General features: G+C 60.7%; 24 protein-coding genes, 1 tRNA gene and 3 pseudogenes. 15 read left to right on the top strand and 13 right to left on the bottom strand.

The genetic code is table 11. The features are described from left to right. Window positions 1-15: 15 nt before the first annotated feature. The 10 genes and pseudogenes from ACFQS4_RS15385 to ACFQS4_RS15340 all read left to right on the top strand — a co-directional run bounded on the left by ACFQS4_RS15385 (window position 16) and on the right by ACFQS4_RS15340 (window position 6,107). On the top strand, window positions 16-141 hold the full coding sequence (locus ACFQS4_RS15385) for a hypothetical protein (protein WP_500191869.1): 126 nt from the start codon (window positions 16-18) through the stop codon (window positions 139-141). Further along, window positions 142-672, top strand: coding sequence for a hypothetical protein (locus ACFQS4_RS15380; RefSeq protein ID WP_500191871.1), 531 nt, complete (start codon window positions 142-144; stop codon window positions 670-672). Further along, window positions 672-1,223, top strand: a complete 552-nt coding sequence (locus ACFQS4_RS15375) for an Env/VP5 family phage fusion protein (protein WP_500191804.1) — start codon at window positions 672-674, stop codon at window positions 1,221-1,223. Before ACFQS4_RS15380 ends, ACFQS4_RS15375 begins: the two co-directional genes overlap by 1 nt. Next, window positions 1,220-2,527, top strand: coding sequence for an Env/VP5 family phage fusion protein (locus tag ACFQS4_RS15370; RefSeq protein WP_500194059.1), 1,308 nt, complete (start codon window positions 1,220-1,222; stop codon window positions 2,525-2,527). Before ACFQS4_RS15375 ends, ACFQS4_RS15370 begins: the two co-directional genes overlap by 4 nt. 2 nt (window positions 2,528-2,529) lie before the next feature. Then, window positions 2,530-3,081, top strand: a complete 552-nt coding sequence (locus ACFQS4_RS15365; RefSeq protein WP_500191818.1) for a DUF8063 family protein — start codon at window positions 2,530-2,532, stop codon at window positions 3,079-3,081. After that, window positions 3,078-3,869 (top strand): hypothetical protein, encoded by a 792-nt coding sequence (locus tag ACFQS4_RS15360; RefSeq protein WP_500191821.1) that lies wholly within the window; start codon window positions 3,078-3,080, stop codon window positions 3,867-3,869. The genes ACFQS4_RS15365 and ACFQS4_RS15360 overlap by 4 nt, the downstream gene beginning before the upstream one ends. Next, a complete protein-coding gene (locus tag ACFQS4_RS15355) occupies window positions 3,866-4,069 on the top strand; it encodes a hypothetical protein (RefSeq protein ID WP_500191825.1) in 204 nt (67 codons plus the stop codon). Before ACFQS4_RS15360 ends, ACFQS4_RS15355 begins: the two co-directional genes overlap by 4 nt. Next, window positions 4,051-4,386, top strand: a complete 336-nt coding sequence (locus ACFQS4_RS15350; protein ID WP_500191827.1) for a hypothetical protein — start codon at window positions 4,051-4,053, stop codon at window positions 4,384-4,386. Before ACFQS4_RS15355 ends, ACFQS4_RS15350 begins: the two co-directional genes overlap by 19 nt. Then, window positions 4,383-5,563: pseudogene (locus ACFQS4_RS15345) on the top strand (hypothetical protein). The gene ACFQS4_RS15350 and the pseudogene ACFQS4_RS15345 overlap by 4 nt, the downstream one beginning before the upstream one ends. Before the next feature lie 157 nt (window positions 5,564-5,720). Continuing rightward, complete coding sequence (locus ACFQS4_RS15340) at window positions 5,721-6,107, top strand: PD-(D/E)XK family putative nuclease (protein WP_500194056.1); 387 nt, start codon at window positions 5,721-5,723, stop codon at window positions 6,105-6,107. On the opposite strand, the gene ACFQS4_RS15335 is transcribed toward ACFQS4_RS15340, so the two are convergent. Together ACFQS4_RS15335 and ACFQS4_RS15330 are read right to left on the bottom strand one after the other, a co-directional pair. After that, entirely contained in the window at window positions 6,101-6,658 is a 558-nt protein-coding gene (locus tag ACFQS4_RS15335) for a hypothetical protein (protein ID WP_500191831.1), read from the bottom strand. The two genes, ACFQS4_RS15340 and ACFQS4_RS15335, sit on opposite strands and share 7 nt — an antisense overlap. 2 nt (window positions 6,659-6,660) lie before the next feature. Further along, complete coding sequence (locus tag ACFQS4_RS15330) at window positions 6,661-6,858, bottom strand: hypothetical protein (protein ID WP_500191834.1); 198 nt, start codon at window positions 6,856-6,858, stop codon at window positions 6,661-6,663. A 787-nt stretch (window positions 6,859-7,645) separates the two neighbouring features. On the opposite strand from ACFQS4_RS15330, the gene ACFQS4_RS15325 reads away from it, so the two are divergent. Continuing rightward, on the top strand, window positions 7,646-8,530 hold the full coding sequence (locus ACFQS4_RS15325; RefSeq protein ID WP_500191836.1) for a hypothetical protein: 885 nt from the start codon (window positions 7,646-7,648) through the stop codon (window positions 8,528-8,530). A gap of 447 nt (window positions 8,531-8,977) precedes the next feature. Here ACFQS4_RS15325 and ACFQS4_RS15320 read toward each other — a convergent pair. The 7 genes and pseudogenes from ACFQS4_RS15320 to ACFQS4_RS15290 all read right to left on the bottom strand — a co-directional run. After that, a pseudogene (locus ACFQS4_RS15320) lies at window positions 8,978-10,605 on the bottom strand (DUF7845 domain-containing protein). 398 nt (window positions 10,606-11,003) lie between these two features. Next, window positions 11,004-11,210 (bottom strand): RNA polymerase subunit sigma-24, encoded by a 207-nt coding sequence (locus ACFQS4_RS15315; RefSeq protein WP_500191838.1) that lies wholly within the window; start codon window positions 11,208-11,210, stop codon window positions 11,004-11,006. Beyond that, window positions 11,200-11,565 carry a hypothetical protein gene (locus tag ACFQS4_RS15310; protein ID WP_500191842.1) on the bottom strand — a complete coding sequence of 122 codons (366 nt, stop codon included), beginning with the start codon at window positions 11,563-11,565 and terminating at the stop codon, window positions 11,200-11,202. Before ACFQS4_RS15310 ends, ACFQS4_RS15315 begins: the two co-directional genes overlap by 11 nt. Next, the gene (locus ACFQS4_RS15305) at window positions 11,562-11,798 is read right to left on the bottom strand and encodes a DUF7563 family protein (protein WP_500191844.1); all 237 of its coding nucleotides are present in this window, start codon (window positions 11,796-11,798) and stop codon (window positions 11,562-11,564) included. The genes ACFQS4_RS15310 and ACFQS4_RS15305 overlap by 4 nt, the downstream gene beginning before the upstream one ends. Before the next feature lie 177 nt (window positions 11,799-11,975). Next, a tRNA-Arg gene (locus ACFQS4_RS15300) sits at window positions 11,976-12,091 on the bottom strand. Between the two features lie 85 nt (window positions 12,092-12,176). Then, window positions 12,177-13,004, bottom strand: coding sequence for a ParB N-terminal domain-containing protein (locus tag ACFQS4_RS15295; RefSeq protein WP_500194053.1), 828 nt, complete (start codon window positions 13,002-13,004; stop codon window positions 12,177-12,179). 106 nt (window positions 13,005-13,110) lie between these two features. Continuing rightward, a pseudogene (locus ACFQS4_RS15290) lies at window positions 13,111-13,224 on the bottom strand (DUF7967 family protein); the annotation flags it as partial. Window positions 13,225-13,323: 99 nt separating this feature from the next. Here ACFQS4_RS15290 and serB point away from each other — a divergent pair. Both serB and ACFQS4_RS15280 read left to right on the top strand, forming a co-directional pair. Further along, window positions 13,324-13,974, top strand: coding sequence for a phosphoserine phosphatase SerB (gene serB, locus ACFQS4_RS15285; RefSeq protein ID WP_500194050.1), 651 nt, complete (start codon window positions 13,324-13,326; stop codon window positions 13,972-13,974). Window positions 13,975-14,144: 170 nt separating this feature from the next. Further along, window positions 14,145-14,594, top strand: coding sequence for a hypothetical protein (locus ACFQS4_RS15280; RefSeq protein ID WP_500196618.1), 450 nt, complete (start codon window positions 14,145-14,147; stop codon window positions 14,592-14,594). Here the strand turns inward: ACFQS4_RS15280 and ACFQS4_RS15275 are convergent. From ACFQS4_RS15275 to ACFQS4_RS15260, 4 genes are all read right to left on the bottom strand, one after another. Continuing rightward, window positions 14,591-15,601: a DUF7978 family protein gene (locus tag ACFQS4_RS15275; RefSeq protein WP_500194047.1), complete on the bottom strand. Its 1,011-nt coding sequence runs from the start codon at window positions 15,599-15,601 to the stop codon at window positions 14,591-14,593. The genes ACFQS4_RS15280 and ACFQS4_RS15275 overlap by 4 nt on opposite strands. Window positions 15,602-15,686: 85 nt before the next feature. After that, the gene (locus tag ACFQS4_RS15270; protein WP_500194045.1) at window positions 15,687-16,328 is read right to left on the bottom strand and encodes a DUF7978 family protein; all 642 of its coding nucleotides are present in this window, start codon (window positions 16,326-16,328) and stop codon (window positions 15,687-15,689) included. A 151-nt stretch (window positions 16,329-16,479) separates the two neighbouring features. Further along, entirely contained in the window at window positions 16,480-17,721 is a 1,242-nt protein-coding gene (metX, locus tag ACFQS4_RS15265; protein ID WP_500194042.1) for a homoserine O-acetyltransferase MetX, read from the bottom strand. A 4-nt stretch (window positions 17,722-17,725) separates the two neighbouring features. Continuing rightward, window positions 17,726-19,075, bottom strand: a complete 1,350-nt coding sequence (locus ACFQS4_RS15260; RefSeq protein ID WP_500194041.1) for an O-acetylhomoserine aminocarboxypropyltransferase/cysteine synthase family protein — start codon at window positions 19,073-19,075, stop codon at window positions 17,726-17,728. Between the two features lie 166 nt (window positions 19,076-19,241). Here ACFQS4_RS15260 and ACFQS4_RS15255 point away from each other — a divergent pair, with 166 nt between their 5' ends. Both ACFQS4_RS15255 and ACFQS4_RS15250 read left to right on the top strand, forming a co-directional pair. Next, on the top strand, window positions 19,242-20,468 hold the full coding sequence (locus ACFQS4_RS15255; protein ID WP_500194038.1) for an MFS transporter: 1,227 nt from the start codon (window positions 19,242-19,244) through the stop codon (window positions 20,466-20,468). Between the two features lie 180 nt (window positions 20,469-20,648). Next, on the top strand, window positions 20,649-21,002 hold the full coding sequence (locus ACFQS4_RS15250) for a hypothetical protein (RefSeq protein ID WP_500194036.1): 354 nt from the start codon (window positions 20,649-20,651) through the stop codon (window positions 21,000-21,002). Window positions 21,003-21,070 lie beyond the last annotated feature (68 nt).

Raw genomic sequence — 21,070 nt, 5'->3', positions numbered from 1 at the left:
CCTCGAGGTTCACCAATGCAATTCCTCAAATTCAACGGTACGAAAGCGGAGTGGTACGAGTCGACGATCACCGGCTACATCATCACGGCCTCGGCGCTCTCGATCGCGCTTGCAGGGGTGATGGCTGCGGGGGTGGTCTGAGTGCGGCCCACGCCCACGGCTGGCCGCCTGGTCTCCGTCGCGGTCGTCGTACTCGCGCTCGGTGCCGGCCTCCTGGTCGGCCTCGGTGCCGCGGACACCGACGAGCTGCTGAACGAAACGATGGAGGTCGACAACGAGAGCGACCCGCTCACCTTTACTGTGGACTTCTCGGGCGATTTCAACGACTCGGACACTTCGACGGTGAACGCGACGTTCTACAACGAGACCGAGTTTAACGAGTCGGGAACGAACGCGACGGAAGCCCATTCCCTCTCCGTCGACGGGAGCGAGGGCGAGACGCGGATAACGTCGGTCTCGTTCAACGATACGGACGGCCTCGATTACGAGACCGAATACCGGCTGGTCGTTGAAGGCAACGAGGATAACGTCGAAAACGTGGAGGTGGACGGCTTGATCGGTGGCGTAGTCGTCGGTGGCGCCGACAAGTTGCCCGGCTTCGGTGTCGGGGTGGCTGTCCTGGCTCTCGGGGCGGCTGGCGTGGCTCGGGCTCGGGCTCGAGGAGGTGAATGATGGGGGCGAGTGCCGACGATTCCGGCGCCGATTTAGTCGACGTCGGTGACGATCTCGACGGCGGGGCCCATCGCCCATGCCCACGGCCCACGAACGAGGAGGCATATCACCACGGGTGGACGCTTTCGCGGCGACGGATGCTCCAGGCGACGGCGGGCGCGGCGACGGCCGGGGCGCTCGGGGCGACGGCCTCGATCCCGGCGGCCGCTCAATCGTCGGGTATCATCATCGGGAATTGGGGCACCTCGAACCCTCTCGCGTGGATGTTCGGCGACGATGACGACGACGAAGAATACGAGGAGTATCTCGAGAACGAGGTTCTTCGGATTCACGGCGATATGTACCGCTACGGGGTCGAAGAAACCGCTTCGACCGAGACGGCACTGACGTGGCTGACTGATAATGTCACCAATCTCGAAGGGAAAGCGTACATAGAGGGCCTAAAGTCGGCGTATCGGGCGATTCAAGACGACGGCGCGACCCGACAGGAGGCAATCGATGAGGCGACGAAAACGGTTGACGTTACGTATAGCATTCCGCAGGGGAGTTGATTCAAGAGGCACATCTTGCACTCCGCAGTCTCGGTGATCGTGCTGACCATCTCGAGGACGCACTTCGGGCGGCTGACGAATGGAGTAGCGTTAGTTCGTTCGAAAATTATTTCGTCTTTGAGATTCGGAACGACTCGAGGACCGACATAGATGACGGTGGAATCTTTGAGTTCGAAACCGATACTGATCCAATCGAGTACACCCTGTTGGACGGCGAAATAATCGACGTTCCTACCATCGGGGTTCAGGCTGATTACAGGGAGGAGGGCGGCGGTGGTGACGGCCCTGATTTCGGTTTGCTCACTATCCCGTCCTTCGATGCTTCCTCGAGCGGAGTGCTGTACGATGATCCGGTTTTGGACGAGTGGCAGTGGCACATTCGGGAGTTCGATGACGCTGAGTACCGGAACGTGTACGATTCCGATTTTGACGACGTAGATGGTGAATCTACGGTGTGGGATCGGAAATCGTACGATGATGCCGCGAATGCGTTGCTCGATGCTCATAGTACGGCGTCCACGAACGTTGAGGAGATGATCGACACGGTATACGAGGATATTGTTGACGACAATATCTCGTGGGAGGACATTCAGACGTTCACCTCGTTGGCCGACGACGCGCCCGACGACGACCCTTACGCCATCGTAAACGCACACCTCGCCATGCTCGGTCGTTCCCCCTCTACCAGTCTCGTTACGCTCGAGATTGGTGACGTAACCGAGGGGACGACTGACGACGATGTTGAAGCCCTCGCGGGCGAGGAGGTGCCGGGAACGGTCTACATTGATCCCGGCCCGGATGACTCGCTCGAGGTGGGCGAGGCCTACACACCGGCTGGTATAGGCGATACGATGGGCGCGGCGGAGGCTCCTATCGTGACGTTCTCGTTCTCGTTCGAGACGGAGGACGGCAAGAAGGGAGGCGCGTTCGTTGAGTTCGAGGAGCACCGGGAGTTCACGGTGATCGAGGCGAAGCAAGTCAACGAGGACGGCGACCTCGTGGACACTGATTCCATCACGTTCACCGATCACACACTCCAGACCGAGACGCCGACCGACTACGACGAGGTACACGACCGTCTAGACGAGTATGAGGAGTTCCAGAAGGAACTGCTCGAACGACAATACGAACTCGTTGAGACGATGGCCGAAGACGACGAGACCGACACAAACGTTAGTATCGGCTTTCCCTCATTCGGTCTCGGTGGCGAGGGCGCCGGTCTGCTCGGTATCGGGATCATCGGCGTAGTGGTTCTGGCGGTCGTCGGGATCGTGACCGACCTCATCCCCGGATTAGGTAACTGACTATGAATCGGATTTTCATTTTCGCTACGGTCGTAGCGGTATCGCTGGCGATGGGCATGGGCAGTATAGGCGCGCTCGCACAGTCCCAGGAGAACGCCACGAACGAGACGCCAGCCGAGTTTGAGGCCAACGAGGACTACGAGAAGGCGATCGACGCCGAGACGCGAATCGTCGATTGGTCCTATTCGAGCGGACGGTTCACGCTCACCATCGAGGCCGACGAACAGCGCCGCATCTCGCTGACCGAAGCGGGCACCTTCGAGGAAGGGACGTCGTCGTTCAACTACGACGAGGTGCGCCTCGAGGAGGGCGAGAACACCGTGACGTTCGCGGTCGCCGATCGGAGCGGTGCCGCGGTCGCCGTCGCCACCAGTCAGTCACTCGCGCAGGGGAGCGGCGCGATCGTCTCGACGGGCACCGTCGAGCAAAATCCGTTCCGTCACTTCGGCGGCGAGAGCGGCCTGTTTTCGGGCGTCATCATGACGACCGGGCTCGCAGGACTCGGCGCCGCGTACGTCATCCGATCCGAAGAGAGCGGGGTGATCAAGGCATGACCGAGACGAGCGGAACGTTCTCGAATTGGTCCGACCGGGTGACGTACCTGCTCGCCGAGAGCCAGCTGATCGTTCTCGGGATCATGGTTTCGCTCGGCGCTGCGCTCATCTGGATTCGGCCGTCAGTTCCCGGTATTCCGCCGATCGTTTTCGGCTGGTTCGCCGCGCTGTTGCTCCTGGGCCCGCCGCTGCTCGCGCTGTTCATCACGGGTGCGCGGAAGCTCCGGAACCGGCACATGATTCCCGTTCACCACATCAATGGCGTCACCGACACGCGAGAGAAGTACTACGTCGAGCCCGAGGTGTGGAACGGTAAGACCGTCGAGGGACCATCGCCCTACCGCGTCAATGACGAGGAATCGTACGAAGTCCGCGAGTTCGAGTGGCTCGAGGACACGGAGGACCTCATCGTCACCGGCTGTTATCAGTCGAACATGGCCGACAGCAAGCTCGTGACGCTGAAAGCGATGCTCGAGGACATCCACGGCGATCTCATCGAGGACTCGATCGCGCTCAACAAACTCCGCGGGCGCATCAGCAAGATGGGCGTCGAGATTGAGCGCGACTCAATCAACTTCCAGGCCGAGGCCGACGAGCGTGGGCTAATGGGCCAGCAGACCAGCGTGAAAGAACGCTTCGAGTCTGCTCGCGAGGAAGCCGACAAGTGGGACAGCGACGAGATCCGCGACGTCGACGACTACGCGATCGACTACGATCCGGCCGAGAATCCCCAGGGAATCACGCTCGAGCCCGCGGAGACGGCCACCGATGGAGGTGTCGACTCGTGAGGTACATCCACGACGGTAAACTTCGAGAGACGACGATCGATCCACCTCCGGTATTCGTCTTCGACGAGAGCCAGAACGCGGCTCGAGGACGGACCGATACTGCGGCACTCATGGTGTCGATTCTCGCCAAACAGCGCCGGATGGAGAATCGGCCGCTATTGATCGATCACGAGGAAAGTGAATGGAGGTGGTCGAAGTGACGATCGACTTCACCGACCGAGAGCGAGCGATTCTCGCGATGGCGCTCGCGGGCGGTCTTGTTGTGGGCTTGTGGGCCGGTCTGTTCATGCTCCCCGCGGAGGCGCTAAACGTTCCAACCGAGGAACGGTCGACCGGACCAGCTGGCGAGACGACCGAACGGGCGCTGTTCCTTCCGGTTCCACGTAGCTATTTTCTCGTGACCCTCACGGCTCCGGTCGTGGCTGTGTGGTACAGCTACGGACGGCTTCGAGAGGACCCGGAGGAGTCGACCGACGAAGACACTCACCAGATGATCGTAGACGGAGGAAACCAATGACTGACAACAATGGCGCCGACCAGCAGGCGCTCTACACGACCGCACAGGCGCGCGAACATCAGGAAGGCTACAGTGACCGGGAAAACCGCGAGATCCACGATCACGGCGGTGTCGTTCGCGACGAACACGTCTCGAGGGCGCTGTCGATCCGCTCGGTTCACTACGACCCTCTCGCGGCCGACCGGCCCGACAAGATGCCCGGCCAGTGCAAAGACCTCCGCAAACACCGCGACATTCGCATGGTCGAAGGGACCGAAACCTTCCGCCAGGCGCTCGAGAACGGCGATATGCCGACGATCAAGCACATGGTGGGCGACACCTCGCAGCGAGCGGACGTCTCCGGCATGAAGGCGATCGGGAAGGTCGACAACCTGATCGACGGCCCGGCGCCAGTCGTCGTCGTTCTAGGTGAGATGGGCGCCGGAAAGACCGATTTCGCCTGTCTACTCGCGCAACGTTGGCGTGATCTGAACCGATCCGACTCGCTGCTCGGAACTAACATCCAGTCCCTTGAGGAGAAGAACCGCTGGGTCGACGACGACGGCGACGTCCAGGACGGCTGGATTCCCGATTACGGCACCCTCATGGAGTGGGTCGAGCAGGACGGTGACCCGCTCGAGCACAGTCAGCGCCCGAAACTGTTCATTGGCGACGAGTTCTCGAGTTCGGCGAGCGGCCAGGGCAAGCAGGGCTACGAAACCCGGATGAAGATGGCACCGCTGGTCTACAAGATCCGCAAGTACGGCGGCGCGCTGATCTACATCGCTCACGGCGAGCGATCGATCCACCCGATGCTCTGGCGCGTCGGCACGATCGTCAAGAAGGTCAGCCAGAAGAAGGCGATCATCGCCGATTCGATCAGCAACGCGAAACTCGCGGACATCCAGGGCGAGATCGAAGGCGTCCCGCCGACGGACCTTCGGTACAACACCAAGGAAGCGAGTGACTGGGCTGGTCACGCTTCGGCGACGAAACCGACGAGATGGACGCCGACGAGGCCGCCCGTCTCACCTCGCTGTGGACGGTTATCCGCTGTAAGGAGGAGGGAATGACGAATCGTGAAACCGCCAAATTCGTTCCCTACAGTCACGGTTGGGTGGGTTCACGCTGGCGGGAGTACCGAGACGACGGCGAGCACGTCGACGCGATTTCCAAAGTGAACGAGGTTATCGCATGACTGCGACCCACTGGATGGCTGGATACGGATACCCAGACCCCTTTACTCGAAGCCCAGGCCCATCGCTCGCTCCCGCGGGGAGCGAAGCGACCGATGGGCGGTCGTCGAATCAGGCGGAGGAGTTGATATATATCAGCGCGCGTAGCGCGTGGTCGTCGTGAATCGCTCAAAGCGAGCGAACCACTTCGGCACGATCTGCGAGAAGCGCATGGCTCGGAAGCGGCGGTTCGACCTCGAGCGCCTCGGCTGGCACGATGCGAAGTTCCAGAACGGGACACCAGTGGAGATTAAGAGCACGATGCTCGAGCACAGCGACGGTCAGCCGGGGAATTTCAAGGTCTACAAAGCGTATCACGATCGACTCCGGCGGACGAACGGCTGGTACTGTTTCGTGGTGTATCGTCCACATGATCGCTCGGGATTGACAATCGTCAAAGACAGGATGTGCAAGGCCTCAAGTCTCCCACTCCTACGATGGCACGGTGGTGGTGATCACCGTGGAACTCAACAGGCGAAAATCAGCATCAGAGATGTATTCTATTGAACAGTCCTATTTACCCGGAATTCAGCAATGGTCTCTGCAACAATAGTAAATATAACAACTGCGCTACCAAATAAAAGAGCACTAGTCCCGCCTCCAGCGATCCCGTATCCATACACATGGAGCTGTGCGTTTGTTAATATGCCCAATGACCATCCACCCAAAGTCAGTGAGATGGAGATAAACCATAAGAGCGTGCCAATAGCAAATGCAACTACTCCGGTTCGGATTATTGACCAGCCTATATGTGAAATTGCATCACACCATTTCACAAGCCGATCAATTTCAGGAACAATAGGCTCCTGTCTCTCGCTTGGATGAAGCCCCCAGACCAGTGTGTAACCATTCTTATTCCCGATCTTTTGAGATATCACTCGTTCATCTTCCTCTAAAGAGCGAAGACGGTCACGTGCACCATCAACACTCATCCCAATTGTATCTGCGATATCAGAAGTCCCTGTCACAAGATCGTCGCTCCTGCGAAGGACGTTAAGAATCTCCTCGCTACTTACTCTGGTATTCTCGTCAGTGGATAGGTGCTCCAGAATGGACATAATTATCTCGAGAACAAGGCTCCGACGACTCCTCCAATAATGATCACACCACCAAGTATTCCTGCGAGGATATAAATGACGCCCCAAAAGGTGGGGTTCATTGCTCCATTTGCGCCTAGGTGGGGCGCCATCTTGAGGAACAAGAAACCGCCAATAATCAGAACGCCTACGGCTGCAGCCGCCTCACCGAAATCGCTCATTTTTCACCTCGCTAAAAGTGGTGATTTGTCCTATCTGTCTCTGCTCATCAATGTGTGATCGAATCATCACACATGGACTTATTTTCAGATGCCATATAGTGGGCCAAGATTGTTCAGATAATTCATGATTATGGGTCGCAATTCCGTTCAGACAGAACCCAGGTCTACACGTGCAAATGGCTGGTCAGCACGCGCCGATCGCAAGACGTGAGGACTATTGACGATAGATAGGATAGCGCGGAGGTAACAATGATGTGGTTAGTGGCTGGTTGGCTGTGAGGGTGACGCTGGCAACGACAAACCCCTTCCCCCCGCGCTATTAGATAATTGTTCTTCAGTGAACGTAATCGTATTGGCTGGGTCAGTCCGCCCTGTGCAAATACGCCAATCTCTGTTGTCGGAGTCCCACTACACCATTGGGGGGTACTGACGGTATGAGTCACTTATGTCCAGCCCATCAGCCAGATCTCGAGCGCGGCGCGCAGAACGCGCCGCAAGATTATCTGCTTTTTAGGGGCATTTCATGAACACAGTCTGATAGTCTTGGAAGTCTCCGTTCATTCAAACATCGATGGTTATAACTGATGAGTATAAACCATACCGATTGGTGTGATTGAGGGCCTAGCGTGAACGTTGACCTGGCTGTTATACACACGAAGCTCCATACTCGTGTGCATATCGGGTAAACGCATTCTGAGGGCGTGAAATCCAGATAGAGAAAGATGAATGGAAACATAGGTAACCTTTAGCCGAGAGAAATATATGGTATCAATTTACTATCTATGATATGAGAGTTATCCGATTTGCTTCTATCGGTATTATTGGCCTTTCAGTAGCGATTACACTGCTTGTTGTATCGAAATTTCGTGGTTTCGTTGATTCAGATACAGCACTTGTCACGGCGCAAGCAACAGGTGTACTAGCAACTTTATTTTTTGTTTATGTCACATTATACTCCGTAAGCCAAAATAGCGAAACACTTGAACAATTAGAGCGAGACAGAGAAAAGGATGTAGTTATTGATGAACTTAGTGAAGTAATACAACCTGCTATTGATAGGGTTGGATATAATATTCGAATACTTGAAGAAAAAACAGTCGGCTGGAATCCTCCTCCTCAGGAAGTCCCAGATGAGCCAACAAATTGGCAACCTCAAGGAAGTCTTGGGATCAAATATCCGATAAATAACGAAGTCGATCCTACAGCGTTATTACGCAGTCAGGGCCGAAATCAGCAAATTCATGGTCATATAGAAGAGTATAATGAGAGCATACTACATCTTGAGAAAATTGTTCAGGAGATTATCAGAGTTGCTGGTCCACCGACAGTAAATTACATAGATGAATTCTATCCTAACCGAATTGATTACAGCATGGGATCTGCCCCTCTTGACCCTGGAATAGCGGTCGTTCTTCTCTTAGATGAGGGGGGTTACGAAAATAATGAGAGTTGCTATGCAGGTTGGGATCACTTCATGGAGAAAAATCGCGAATCTCTATTTGCAGTAATGAAATCAGAAACTCCCGTATTATTTGACCTCATGGTGAGTAAAAGGGAGATATTAAAAGAAGAATCGAATGAATTGTTGGGGGAATTAATTAATAGAAGGAATGAATTACAAGAAAAGTATGGAATATCCGTATCTGAATTTGATAAATTAGAGAGAGAATAGATAATTTCCTCGTTTCTCATTATTTTAATTTCATTAAAACTAGAGATAAATAGGTTCCCGTAACGAGGTGGGAGTGAAAACCATTATATCACGTATAGTGTCTTTATCCGCTTCGATAAATAAGACATTTCTGAATATGTGAGATTAGAGCTGAAGACGAATTACCACGCAGAGAAGAGGGAGTGTTTCGAGTGCTTCATCTGGAGATCCGCGTGCGGAGGAGAGGCGGAGGCGTTGTATTTTTTGGCTTTGTCCCCTTGGGGACACGCCGCAAGGGGGCGTTCGCGTGCAGCGCGAATCGACCCCGCAGGGGCCCCGGCCCGATCGGGACGGAGCCCGGCCCCTCGAGGACCGGAACACAACCGAAGTTGCACACTCACGGATTGAATACAATCTTAATTGCTGAAAAGAAGGTTCGGAAGAGTGTCGCCACTCACGAGGGCCGCTCTACCAGTCGGGCGCGAGTCGTCCGACCGGTCGCGTCTCCGTGTCGCCTCCAGGTGTCCGCCACAGCATCGGTACTCTCGAGAACAACGCTGGGTCGTTCCCTGAGTGGCGCCACTTCTCGATCGCCTCGCGAGCGACCTCCTGGGCGCTCTCGAAGCTCGAGGCTTTCAGCGTCGAGAGGATCGTGTCGATGCGGAGGCGCTTCGGTTCGCCCTCCTGGTCAAACTCGAGTTCGGCGCCGTGTTCGGCCAGCCACTTCTGGAACGGCGAGCACTCGGCGACGTGATCCGCCAGACCCATGATGTGCTGGATGCGGTCGGCGTAACTCTCGATGCCGTACTCGGCGCTCTCGACGAGCGCACGAATCTCTTCGCGGTACTTCCGAGCCCGGTAGGACACGTGGCCGTTCTCGAGATCGAGCAGCTCACCGAGTTCCTCGATCGCCCGGTAGATCGTCGACGGGTGTTTCCCAGCTCGTCGGCCAGGTCGTTGACGGTCACCCCACCATCGGTCGAGACCTTCTCGGCGACGTCTCGAGGCGTCTTCCCGAGATCGCGAAGCGTCGTCAACAGCAGATGCTCGCTCTTCGCCTCAAGGCGGGGCGTCGGGTCCGGGTAGAGTTCGACCGGCTCGTCTCGAGCGACGGCCTCGAAATGATCGTCTGCGACGTACACAGCGCTGGCGTCGGGCGCGAGCGGGATGTCGTCCCAGTTGATGAAGTTCATGAGCGTCTCGTCGATCTCCTCGACGACCTCGCGCCGATCGGCCCATGCCCATGCCTCGCGGTCGTTCATCTTCTTGTTCACCAGCACCTCCACCTTCGGATGGTAGGACGGGTGATCCTTCGAAACCGCATCGGGATCTTTCAGCTGGTAGATCTCGAACTTCCGGCCGTAGGTGTGGCCGGGGAGGAGTTCGCTCACTGCTGCGGGGTCGAGAACCAGCCGATTCTGGTGATTGACGACCTCCTTGTTGTTGATCTTCAACTCGGCGATCACGCCTTCCATGTCGGTCAGGTGGTGCGTGATCTTCTGTAGGACGCCCGCCGAGGCCAGTTTCTCGGCCCATTCGCGACGCATCCGAACATAGCGCTCGTGCGCCCACTCGCGGCTGTACTCCGGGTGCGGTGGCTTCCGGAAGTACTCGGGGTATACGGGTTCGCCCGCCTCCTCGAAGATTGCCGCATAGAACTCCGGTAGCAATTCGAGGGCACGCTCGGGTTCGACGTTCGAGGGTTCGTACTCGACGTCGACGCCGTCGACCTCGCCGAACTGATTCTCCCAGGGAAGACCCACCGGATCGCCGGTCTCCCAGTGACGCATGTTCGGGAACCGTGGCGAGATATTGAACGAAGCTTTCGCCTCTCCCGGTCCGCGGCCCTTGATATCCCACTCGTAGAGCCTCGAGGCGTTGATGTTGTCTCGAGGCCGGGGTTTGAAGCCCGACTTCGAGTAGGTCACTTCGAGGTGCCAGGGCTCGCCGTCGACGTCGACGTCCAGTTTCAGGTGTCCCTCGAACGGTGGGCCGAGCATGACGCTCGAGAGCGCATCGTAGGGCCCGCGGCCCCAGTCGTCCCACTTCCACCGGCCGTGGCTCTCGTGGGGCGTGGTGGCCGGCTGTGAGGTCACAGCGGCCCTCCTCGAGCGCGGCGCACCTCTCGAGCACACTCAGGACAGAGTCGACGGAGACCGGTGATGGATTCCTCGCAGCGCTCGCACTCGCTGTTCTCGACGAGTCGGCTCATCGCTGGTCACCCCCTTCGTTTCTTGTAGAGATCGCAACCAGTGAAGCTGACCGATGAATGATTGATTGAAGAAGACGGTAATCTTTCTCCAATATCGGTGGCAAAATTGGTTGATTGTCTATCGTATTATGAACCTCTGTGTAAGAAGTATGAACGCCGTTAAGAGAGACAGCCGACTCTCCGCGGCGCACCCACCACCTATCGGACGAAGGAACCGCTCCTTCACTTTTCGAATCGGGAGTCGATCAGTGTGTCCAGTACCGGCTGTACAGCACTCGGCGTTCACGCCGATTCACCCCGACTCTCGAGGCGGTGCTCTGCCCGAGCGAGCAGGTTCCCGATCGTTCCCGGCCGCCGGTCGGTCCGGCGGGCGAACTCGCGAACGCCGACGTCGTTCTCACGGCAAGCAACGTAGGCCTCGCGTTCAGCCTCGGTCAACGGCGAGAGATCCGGCCCAAAGTCGACCAGGCGAGCCTGTTCACTCGACATCGTTCACCTCCCGTTCCGGTGTCGGAACGTGACGAACGTGGCCGTCGACGAACTCGACCTCGAGGCCAATCCAGCCATCGATCATGCCCGGCGCCGATGGGCCATGGGCATGGGCCGGCATCACGACCTCGTAGGCGTGGCGCTCGCACGACCAGCCGAACGTGATCAGCCGATCGACGTCCGCCAGGTCGTCGTCGACGAGCGTCGGTCTCTCGATGGACTGTGATCCTTTCGAGTTCGCGACCGGGTGGCCGCACTCGGCACAGATCGGAATCTTCTGAGCGTCTCGAGCGGGTTCCCGAACGACCGTCGGCGCAACGACGCCGAAGCGCTCGAGGCCCTTCCTAGTGCTCACGCACAGTCACCTCCGTGACGACCGGGCGAGGTCTCCGGATCGGGAATCGAGACGTCGACGCCAGCACCAGTACCGCGGCTCAGGCGACGGAACGAATCGCACTCGCCGCAGCGATGGGCTCGGTCCTGATCGTCACCGTAGACGCGACGGAACTGCTCGCTCACGTGGGCGCCGCAGTGATCACAGTTCGAACTGCTCTCGGGTACCCAGTCGCTCACTGCCACGCCGACCACCCCCTTCGACACCCGAAAACGGGAATGAAAATCGCCCGACCGCAGAAGGGGGTGTTCAACGATTGAACGGTATCCAGTTTCTCAGAAACGAATTGAGAATTCGATTCTCGCGAATTCGAGGATAATAAGCCCGCTCGCGTCCGTTCAGTGACGGGTACTGAACGGTTAAATTTCGCACGGGCACGATGGGATTCGAACCCACGACCGTCGGATGTCTTCCCCCACCGCAACCGCGACCACAACCGCGACGGGGATAGAAGTCCGACGCTCTATCCAGACTGAGCTACGTGCCCTCGAGTCCCTGTCGTCTGTCAACCAGTATAAGCAGTGGGGATTTCGACGGAGCAGTCGCCGTCTATCGAGCGCACTCGCGACCGCCTACCGACCTCTCCCGTCGATGCTCCGATTCGAGTCGAGATCCAGGAGGTCGGGATGATCGCCCGCATCGGCTCCCGTCAGGACCACCCGGTCGCGCCGACGTTGCCACCGTCGGTGACGGACGTAGACGTGAACCGGGATCGTCTCGAGTCCGAGTAGCTGCGCGACGGCCAGGCGCTCGAGTCCGTCGTGTAGAATCCACCGACCGTCGCGACCGACGTCAACCCGAATCTCGCCTATCGCGGCCGGAAACGACGGATAGGGATCGAGAACTGACCGAGTCTCGAGAATTGCCGATCGTTCGTCGCGACGCGCGCTGATCCGCGGACAGCCCCGCGTAGCGAGGTCGGCGAGGTACCACTCGAGTGCGCTCCGGTCGCCGGAACCGGCTGTCCGCTCGAGCACCGGGAGTGGTCGTGGGTTCGCACCCTCGCCGTCTCCGGATCGGGGACCGCCATCCGCAGCTACGGCGATCGGTTCACCCGCGCGTGCCGACGACGGACGCCCCTCGCCAGTGAACCACTGGACGACGCGACGATAGCAATCGGTTTCCCGGACCCGGGGGTTCTCGAGGTCCCACGTCCCGGGGGCGACGGCCGGTACGTGCGTCGGCGATTTCGACTCGAGTGCGCTACGCTGGTGTGGCTCGAGCGCGTATCGTATCCGGTCCGGAGCGACGTCGACGACGCGAAATGGGTCGATCGGGGCCGCGTAGTGCCGTCCGCAGGTCCACCAGGTCTGTAGACGAATGCGCTGACGATGGTAGCGACGTGCGATCGGCACCGCGGCGTGCTCATCGACGACCCGAGAAGTGACCAGAGTGACCACCGAGTCGGCCCACCACATCGACTACATCGGCCTCGAGCAGTGGCGTAAGTAATCGGGGGATAGGCACCGGTAGCGCGTCCGTACCATCGGGCGAGCCACACTACGAGCGTCGCTGGTACCGCTCGCCGTTCGGCGTCGCGTAGACGAGCGTGACGAGGTTCCGATCGTCGAAGGTTCGTTCGACGAGCCAGCACCGAACAGCGTCGCTCGAGTCGGTCATACTCGTACCAGCGGCCCCATCACTAGCGTCCTTTCCTCGTGACGACCAGACTCGCGGGAACCTGAACTGGTTTATCCTGGGACTGGCAATCGGGGAGTGATGCGCGAAACGATCGTTGCGTTCGACTTCGACGGCACCCTCTCCGACTCGGAGATGACCGTCCTGCTGGGGGACCGACTCGGCGTCGCCGACGAGATGGCCGAGATCACCGAGCGAACCATGAACGACGAGATCGGCTACGCCGAGAGCCTGCGCTCGCGGGCGGCCCTGCTCGAGGGGCTCGAGCGCGACGAGGTCGAGGCCGCGTACGCGAACGTGATCCTCCGCGAGGGGGCGGCGGACCTGATACAGAATCTGAACGAAGCCGGGATCACGACGGCGATTCTCACTGGCGGCTTCCAGCGCGGCGTCGAAGCAGCCCTCGAGCGCGACGGCGTGAGGGTCGATCACGTCGTGTCGAATCGCCTACCGCTCGACGCCGACGGCGAGGCGCTGACCGGTGACGTCGAGGGCCCGCTGATCGAGGGGACGAAAGACGACGCGCTGGCGAACCTCGCCGAAACCGTCGACGTCCCGCTCGAGTCGACGGTCGCCGTCGGTGACGGGGCGAACGACCTGCCGATGCTCCGGGTGGCCGGCCTCGCCATCGGCTTCGATCCGAAGCCAGCCGTCGAGCCCCACTGCGATGTCGTCGTGACGTCCATGGACGGCGTTCGAGCGGAACTCCGTAAGGCAGACATACTCGAGTGATCGTCCGGGTCCTCGTCCCTCGAAAGAGGGCACGAGTGAGGCGAAGGCTGTTCTTTCTCTGGTGAGGCTACACATTAACTCGGATGATAGTCAATTCCATGCTAACTTATTTCCAACCGTCCATTTCTGATACCAACAGACCTTTACTCGGCTCCGAAATAGTACTGGTGATGATGTGGCAAGATTTGATTTTCACGATTGGGAGCGGCCTGTCGATATTCTTCCTCGCCCCGACGCTGCGGGATGCGACGGCACGCGTCCCGCTCGGAACGAGTCTTCCTTCCATGGGAATCGGAATGGTGTACGGCTTCACGTTTTCGACGATGGGCATGACGTTCTCGGCGATGGGAGCGCTCAGTGCCGGCACTATGTGGGCGTTAATCGCCCTTTTCCGCTCTCCCGGGAGTCAGTCAGCACCGATTACTCGCGTCGACGGTCTCACGCTCTTCGCCCGAGACGCACACCGCTGGCTCGAAGGTCTGGTCGATCAGTCCACCGCGTACGACCAGTTCGTCTTCGACCAGCCAGGGACCGACGCTTCGCTCGGTCGTTCGAGTTTCGAAAACGGTCTCGCCGATGGCGGCAACCGGTTCGATCAGGTACGCCCAACCGACGACTAGTCGTCCGACGGGCGGTAGCGGTCGTGGTCGCGGTCGCTACTTCGGTCCCGATTCGCTCGGCCGTCGGACGCGCCGCCGGGCCGATATCGAGTGTGATCGTCGCTCGTGACGCCCTCAGCTCCATCGTTTCGATGCCCTCGAGCGGTTTTCGTGTCCGATTCGTCCGTTTCCCTCGAGAGATTCTGAGGCAATCCCGACGAGTCGGCATTTCCGTTTCCAGCCGACGATGTCGGCATTGCACCTGTCTCCCGTTCGACCGTATCGGAAGTTTCTCCGGCTTCGTTCGTGGGAAGAGTGACTGTCCGCTCGACTCGAGGCTCGAACGTCGACGGGAAGAGGACGGCGCGCCGTGCGAACGTAGCTCCGGCGAACGCGAACACGAACGCGAGGGCCGTCGTCGTGAGCAGAAACGAGGCGTCGAGGGAGACGGCGACTGTCTCCACCTCGAACAGCAACCAGATGTTCTGGCTGCCGGTCTGCGGACGGTCGTCCGGGGGCGTGTACCTCGCGAGACGGGTCAGCACCGCGAGCGAGCCGACGTACGCCGGGATGATCGAGCCAGCGTAGGCGGCGGTCGTTTTCGGGGTCGAGGGCTCGAGGACGCGACCCACGAGAACTCCCGCCACCACCAGCGCCATTACGATGACCAGTGGCAAGAGCTGGGTAGCGGTCTGTGCACCAGTGGCGGCCACGTACGGCAGTCGTTCGGGGTCCTCGACGAACGTGCCGCCGTGGCTCGTGAGTGTGACGATTCCGGCCGTCATCCAGGCCCCTGGCTCGCCCTCGGACCAGGAGATTCCGTTCCGGGCGGCCAGCGAGAGCTGATAGGCGACGAGATAGACGGCGATGAAGGCGCCGAGACCGACTGCCGACCCTACCGAAAGAATGGTTCGCACGTCGTTCCCGGACCCGTCGTCCTCCGATTCCGTCGACTGCGGCTGGTCGTCGAACGAATCACCGTCGGCAGGGGGCGACGCGTCGTACTCGAGACGACGGTCGAGTGACATACAGCCGGGTATCAATGACGGAAAATAAGTTTTGTGATCGGTAGGGTGGCGATATCGTGGAGGCGGGGACAATAGCCAATTCAGTTTAACTGTCGATCTTCGCCAGCACTTTCTCGGCGGGGTCGGGCCAGCTGTAGAGCAGGCCACCAGCGATGGCGAACAGTGCCGGAACGAGGACGCCGGCGTAGAGAATCGCGTCGGACGTAACGACGGCGTAGGCAATTTCGGCCTCGCTTTCCCACTCCGAGAGGAATGCGAACACGACCGAAAGTGCCAGCCAACCGGGCACGACGAGAGCGCTCGAGCGCACCGCTTCGCTGGCGTCCGAAGCGTTCGTGTATTTCGCCATGCTGTATCCGGCGGCGACGAGAACGACGATTGGAACCGCGACGTACAATACGACGAAGCCCCCTACCACGGAGAGTTCCATGATCGAACCCCCGACTGCGGCTGTCTCGCCGTCGACCTCGAAACCGGCACCGAGCGCCGTAAGGAGTACCCACGCAGCGGTCTCCCACGTAGCCGGAACGTCGTCCGCGGTGACCCCGCCCATGCTCATCGCCCCCTGCACGACGGCGTACAGCGAGAAATAGCTCAGCAGGAACGCTCCGATGCCGAAAACGGCCCCGTCCTTGACCGGCAGGTCCGACGAGTCCGCCGGCATCTGGTGTACTTGTTCGTCCATTGGTGGTGCATCGTCGTACTCGAGTTGGCTATCGACTGCCATCATCGATCTATTCCACAGTACTGCCTTATAATTTTCTACATCATCGTAGAATCATTAATCGGTGAAAGATAGCAACTCAATAAATATACGAGAATATAGGTTAAAGTAGTGTACAGTACGGTTCGGCGTCACATTGGCGTGTTGTGTTCCGTCACCGCGAAAAGAGGCTCGTGTGGACGGGTGCGAACGGGCTCGAGTCCGGCCGTTCGACGGTGTCCGTGATCGCTCGCCCCTGGAGGCCAGCCTCGAGTAGTCCCGACAGCGGTGGGCCGACCTTCTCGGGTTCGACGAGGAACGCGTCGTGGCCGTGGTCGGAGTCGACGACGTGGTGGGCGACGTCGATCTTTTCCTCGCGACAGGTCTCGGCGAGGGCTTCGGCCTGTTCGACGGTGAAGTGCCAGTCGCCGGTAAACGAGAGGAGCAACAGGTCACCCTCGAAGGCAGCCAGCGCGTCGGCGTCGGATTCGTAGCCCGCAGCGAGGTCGAAGTCGTCCATCGCCCGGGTCAGGTAGAGGTAGCTGTTCGCGTCGAACCGGTCGACGAAGCGCTCGGCCTGGTAGTCGAGGTAGGATTCGACCTCGCGATACGGGAAGAAGGCGCCCGCCGGGTCCGTCGGTTCGTCTCGAGTCGCCTCCCGGCCGGCCGCTCGACGGCCGAACTTCCGGTCCATGGAGGCTTTCGAGAGGTACATGATGTGGCCGATTTGACGGGCGCGAGCCAGGCCATCCGTGGGACCGGCCTCGAGAGAGCCGTCGCCGGTGTCGTTTCCGTCGTCCTCGACCTCGTAGTAGTGGCCGCCGTTCCAGTCGGGGTCGCTCGTGATCGCCCGCCGAGCGACCGCGTCGAGCGCGAGACACTGCGGATCGAGGCGAGGCGCGGTTGCGACGGCGCCCGCACACTCGACGTCGTCGGGGTAGCGCCGGAGCCAGTCGAGCACGTTCATCCCGCCGACGGACCCGCCGACGACCGCCCGCAGGCGACCGACACCGAGTTCGTCGAGCAGTTGCCGCTGGGCGCGCGTCCAGTCGCCGACCGTAACCGGCGGGAAATCAGTCCCGTAGGGGCGACCGGTTTCGGGGTTCTCGCTCGAGGGTCCCGTCGTGCCGTAACACGAACCGGGAACGTTCGCACAGACGACGTAATACTCCGTGGTGTCGATCGCCTTTCCGGGGCCGACGACGTCGCCCCACCAGGCTCGAGCCTGTCCGGCGGTCTCGTCGCCAGCGTCGGGTCGGCGGGCGACGTGCGCGCTCCCGGTCAGGGCGTGACAGATTAGGACCGCGTTCGAGCCGTCGAACTCGCCGTAGGTCTCGTAAGCAACCTCGAGCGACGGGATGGATTCCCCGCACTCGAAGGTGAACTCGCCGAGGTCGACCGTGTCCCTGGTGGTCATCGGGTCACTCGCCTCCCGTCGGTGTCGTCGCCGTCTCGATCGCCTGCTCGAGGTCGGCCAGGATGTCCTCGGGATCCTCGATGCCGACCGATAGCCGGACGAGGTCGGGCGTGACGCCAGCGTCGGCCTGCTCCTCGGGCGTGAGCTGGCCGTGGGTGGTGCTCGCCGGATGGATGACGAGCGTCTTCGCGTCGCCGATGTTCGCGAGGAACTGGGCGACTTCGACGGATTCGCAGAACCGCTTGCCGGCTTCGTAGCCCCCGCGCGCGTCGTCCGAATCCGGCTCCCCGGCGCCCTCGAGGCCGAACGCGATCATGCTGCCGAAGTCCGCGAGATAGGTCGTGGCGTTGTCGTGAGTGGGGTGGCTCTCGAGCCCCGGGTAGGTGACCCAGGCCACGTCGTCGCGGTCGGCGAGGTAGTCGGCGACGATGGCGGCGTTCTCGCAGTGTTTCTCGATTCGGAGAGGAAGCGTCTCGAGCCCCTGGAGCGTCTCCCAGGCGTCGACGGGCGACTGCTGGTTGCCGAGGCTGCGCGTCGACCGGTAGCGGACGGCGGCGGCCAGCGGTGCGTCCGCGAAGTCACGCGAGAAGTCGACGTCGTGGTAGGCGTCGTTCGGACCGGCGACCTCCTCGTAGCCGTGAGCACCCCAGTCGAACGACCCGCCGTCGGCGACGACGCCGCCGACCGTCGTTCCGGAGCCGTGGATCCACTTCGTCGTCGACTCCCAGACCACGTCGGCACCGTACTCGAGCGGCCGGCACAGCGCGGGCGAGGCGAACGTGTTGTCGACGACCAGCGGAACGCCGTTCTCGTGCGCGATGTCGGCGATCGTTTCGAAGTCCGGAGTGACGAGCGAGGGGTTGCCGACCGTCTCGACGTGAACGAAGGCCGTGTCCTCGTCGATGGCCTCGGCGTAGGCGTCCGCCTCGAGCGTCGGGACGAACCGGGTGTCGATCCCGCGGCGAGCGGCCGTCTTCGCGAAGTACGCGGTCGTCCCACCGTAGGTGTCCGTCGAGCAGACGACGTTGTCGCCGGATTCGGCGAGCACCAGGACGATGGAGTCCAGCGCGGCCATCCCGCTCGCGCTCGCGACGGCGCCGCTCGCGCCCTCGAGCGAGGCGAGACGCTCCTCGAGAACGTTCACGGTGGGGTTGCTGATCCGCGAGTAGATGTGACCCTCGCGCTCAAGGGCGTACAGGTCGGCGGCGGTATCCGCGTCGTCGAAGGTGTAGGAGGTCGTCTGATAGATCGGTACCGCGGCCGCACCGGTGGCCGGATCGCCGTCGTAGCCGGCGTGGACGCTCCGGGTGGCCAGCCCCGGGTTCGAGGGGCCGTCGCTCTCGTCGTTACTCATGTTTCGTATGCATACTTCTACGGAGACTTATGCACAGCAGTAACGGCAAATACGGCCATCGGATGAGAGCGATTCGCTTGCACGGTGGCCGAGCGAGTGTTTTAGAGGGGACTCGAGCCCACCCGGAACTGACGGTTTCATAGGTATCGAGTGCCAACACGTGTGCGTGCACTCGAACGACCGGGATCGGATCGTCCTCGCGACGGTCGTCTTCGCCGTGCTCTTCTCTCAGCTACTGCTCTACCCCGGCATCGCGGACCTCGTCGAGGCGCTCGGCGCGGGAGAAACCACCTCGCCGCTGACGTCGACCGTCCTCGACGCCAGCATGTGGTTCCTGGTCGCGGAGTTCGCCGCCTACGTCGTCTTCGTCGGGCTCTGGGGAATCGCCAGCGACGCGACCGGGAAGCGGACGCCGTTCATCGTCGCGAGCGCCCTCGCCGGAAGCGCCGGCTACGCCGTCCTCGCGCTCATCGGCGCGTTCGCCTCGCTCTCCTTCGGGGGCGTGCTCGTGCTGCGCGCGTTCCAGGGGGCGATGACCGTCGGCGCGCTCTCGCTCACCATGACGATGCTCATGGACCTCGAGGGCGGACACGGTCGGAACATGGGCGCGGCCGGGATCGCTATCGGTCTCGGCGCCGCGATGGGCGCCCCGGTCGGCGGACAGCTCACGGCGGTCGACCCCCTCGCCCCGCTCGCGGTCGCGGCTGTCCTGCTCGGCCTGGTCGGCCTCCTCGTGACCCTCGCGACCGACCGCGCACCCAGCACGCGCCGACGAGCGAGCGCGATCCTCGAGGGCGTCCGACGACGGCCGACGCTGTCGATCCCGTACGCGTTCGGCTTCATCGATCGACTGACGGCGGGCTTTTTCGCCCTCGTCGGGACGCTGTACTTCCAGGCGACGTTCGAGGTGGACGCGGCCACAACCGGCCTCCTGCTCGCGTGCTTTTTCGCTCCATTCGCCCTCCTGCAGTACCCTATGGGCGCGCTCTCGGATCGCATTGGCCGGACCGTCCCCATCGTCGTCGGGTCACTCTGTTACGGCGTCGGCATTCTCGCGGTCGGCGCCGCTCCATCGGTTACCCTCGCCGCCGCGATGATGGTCGTCGTCGGCATCTTGGGGGCGCTCATCTCGCCGGCGACGATGGCCCTCGTCACCGACCTCGCGGCCGACGGCGAGCGCGGACTGGCGATGGCCGGGTTCAACCTGGCCGGCAGCCTCGGCTTTCTCGGCGGATTCCTCATCGGGGGCACGGTCGCCAGCCAGTACGGCTACGATCTGGCGTTCCTCGTCGTCGGCGGCCTCGAGATCGCGATCGCTGTCGTCGCCGCACCCGCGTTTGTGCACCTCTCGCTCGGCCGGGGGTCGCTGTCGCTCGAGGGTCGAGACGTCTAGCCGACCGGAACCCTCTCTCGAGGAGTGAGGTCCCGTTGGATGAGCGTCAGATAGCGCCAGAACCGGGTGGTTATCGGCGCTTCAGCCGTCGAGAATCCTCCGATCGACGTGTCGGTTCGTAACAAAAAACCGGCAGTTGCAGGTCATCGTTATATCCATCCGTTTGATGAACTGGTGAGTATGGGATCAAAACAACCCTACTCACGACGACGAATACTCGGTATTTCAGGCGTTGCGCTTTCGGCCGTCCTCGCCGGATGTGGCGGACCGAGCGATGAGGAGGGTGCGCCAGAGAACGATACCGGTGTTGGCGGCGACAACGAAACCGATACCGGCGCTGGCGACGAGGAGGACAACGAAACTGACATCGGCGACGACGAGGAAGAGGACAACGAGACCGATATTGGCGACGACAACGAAACCGACGACAACGAAACCGACGACAACGAAACTGATATCGGCGACAACGAAACCGACGACAACGAGACCGAGATGGGCGATAACGAGACCGACAACGAAACCGAAGACGAATAACCCATCGCGCGTCGACCGTTTTTACCGACCAGGTGGAGCACCGCTTGAGGCGACGGACTGACGAACCG

Origin of the sequence: Saliphagus sp. GCM10025317, from assembly GCF_042663665.1 — an archaeon.
In the GTDB taxonomy this organism is placed as follows: Archaea; Halobacteriota; Halobacteria; order Halobacteriales; family Natrialbaceae; genus Natronosalvus.
The sequence above is the reverse complement of the archived record's forward strand: the minus strand, read 5'-3'. Positions and strand labels throughout refer to the sequence as shown.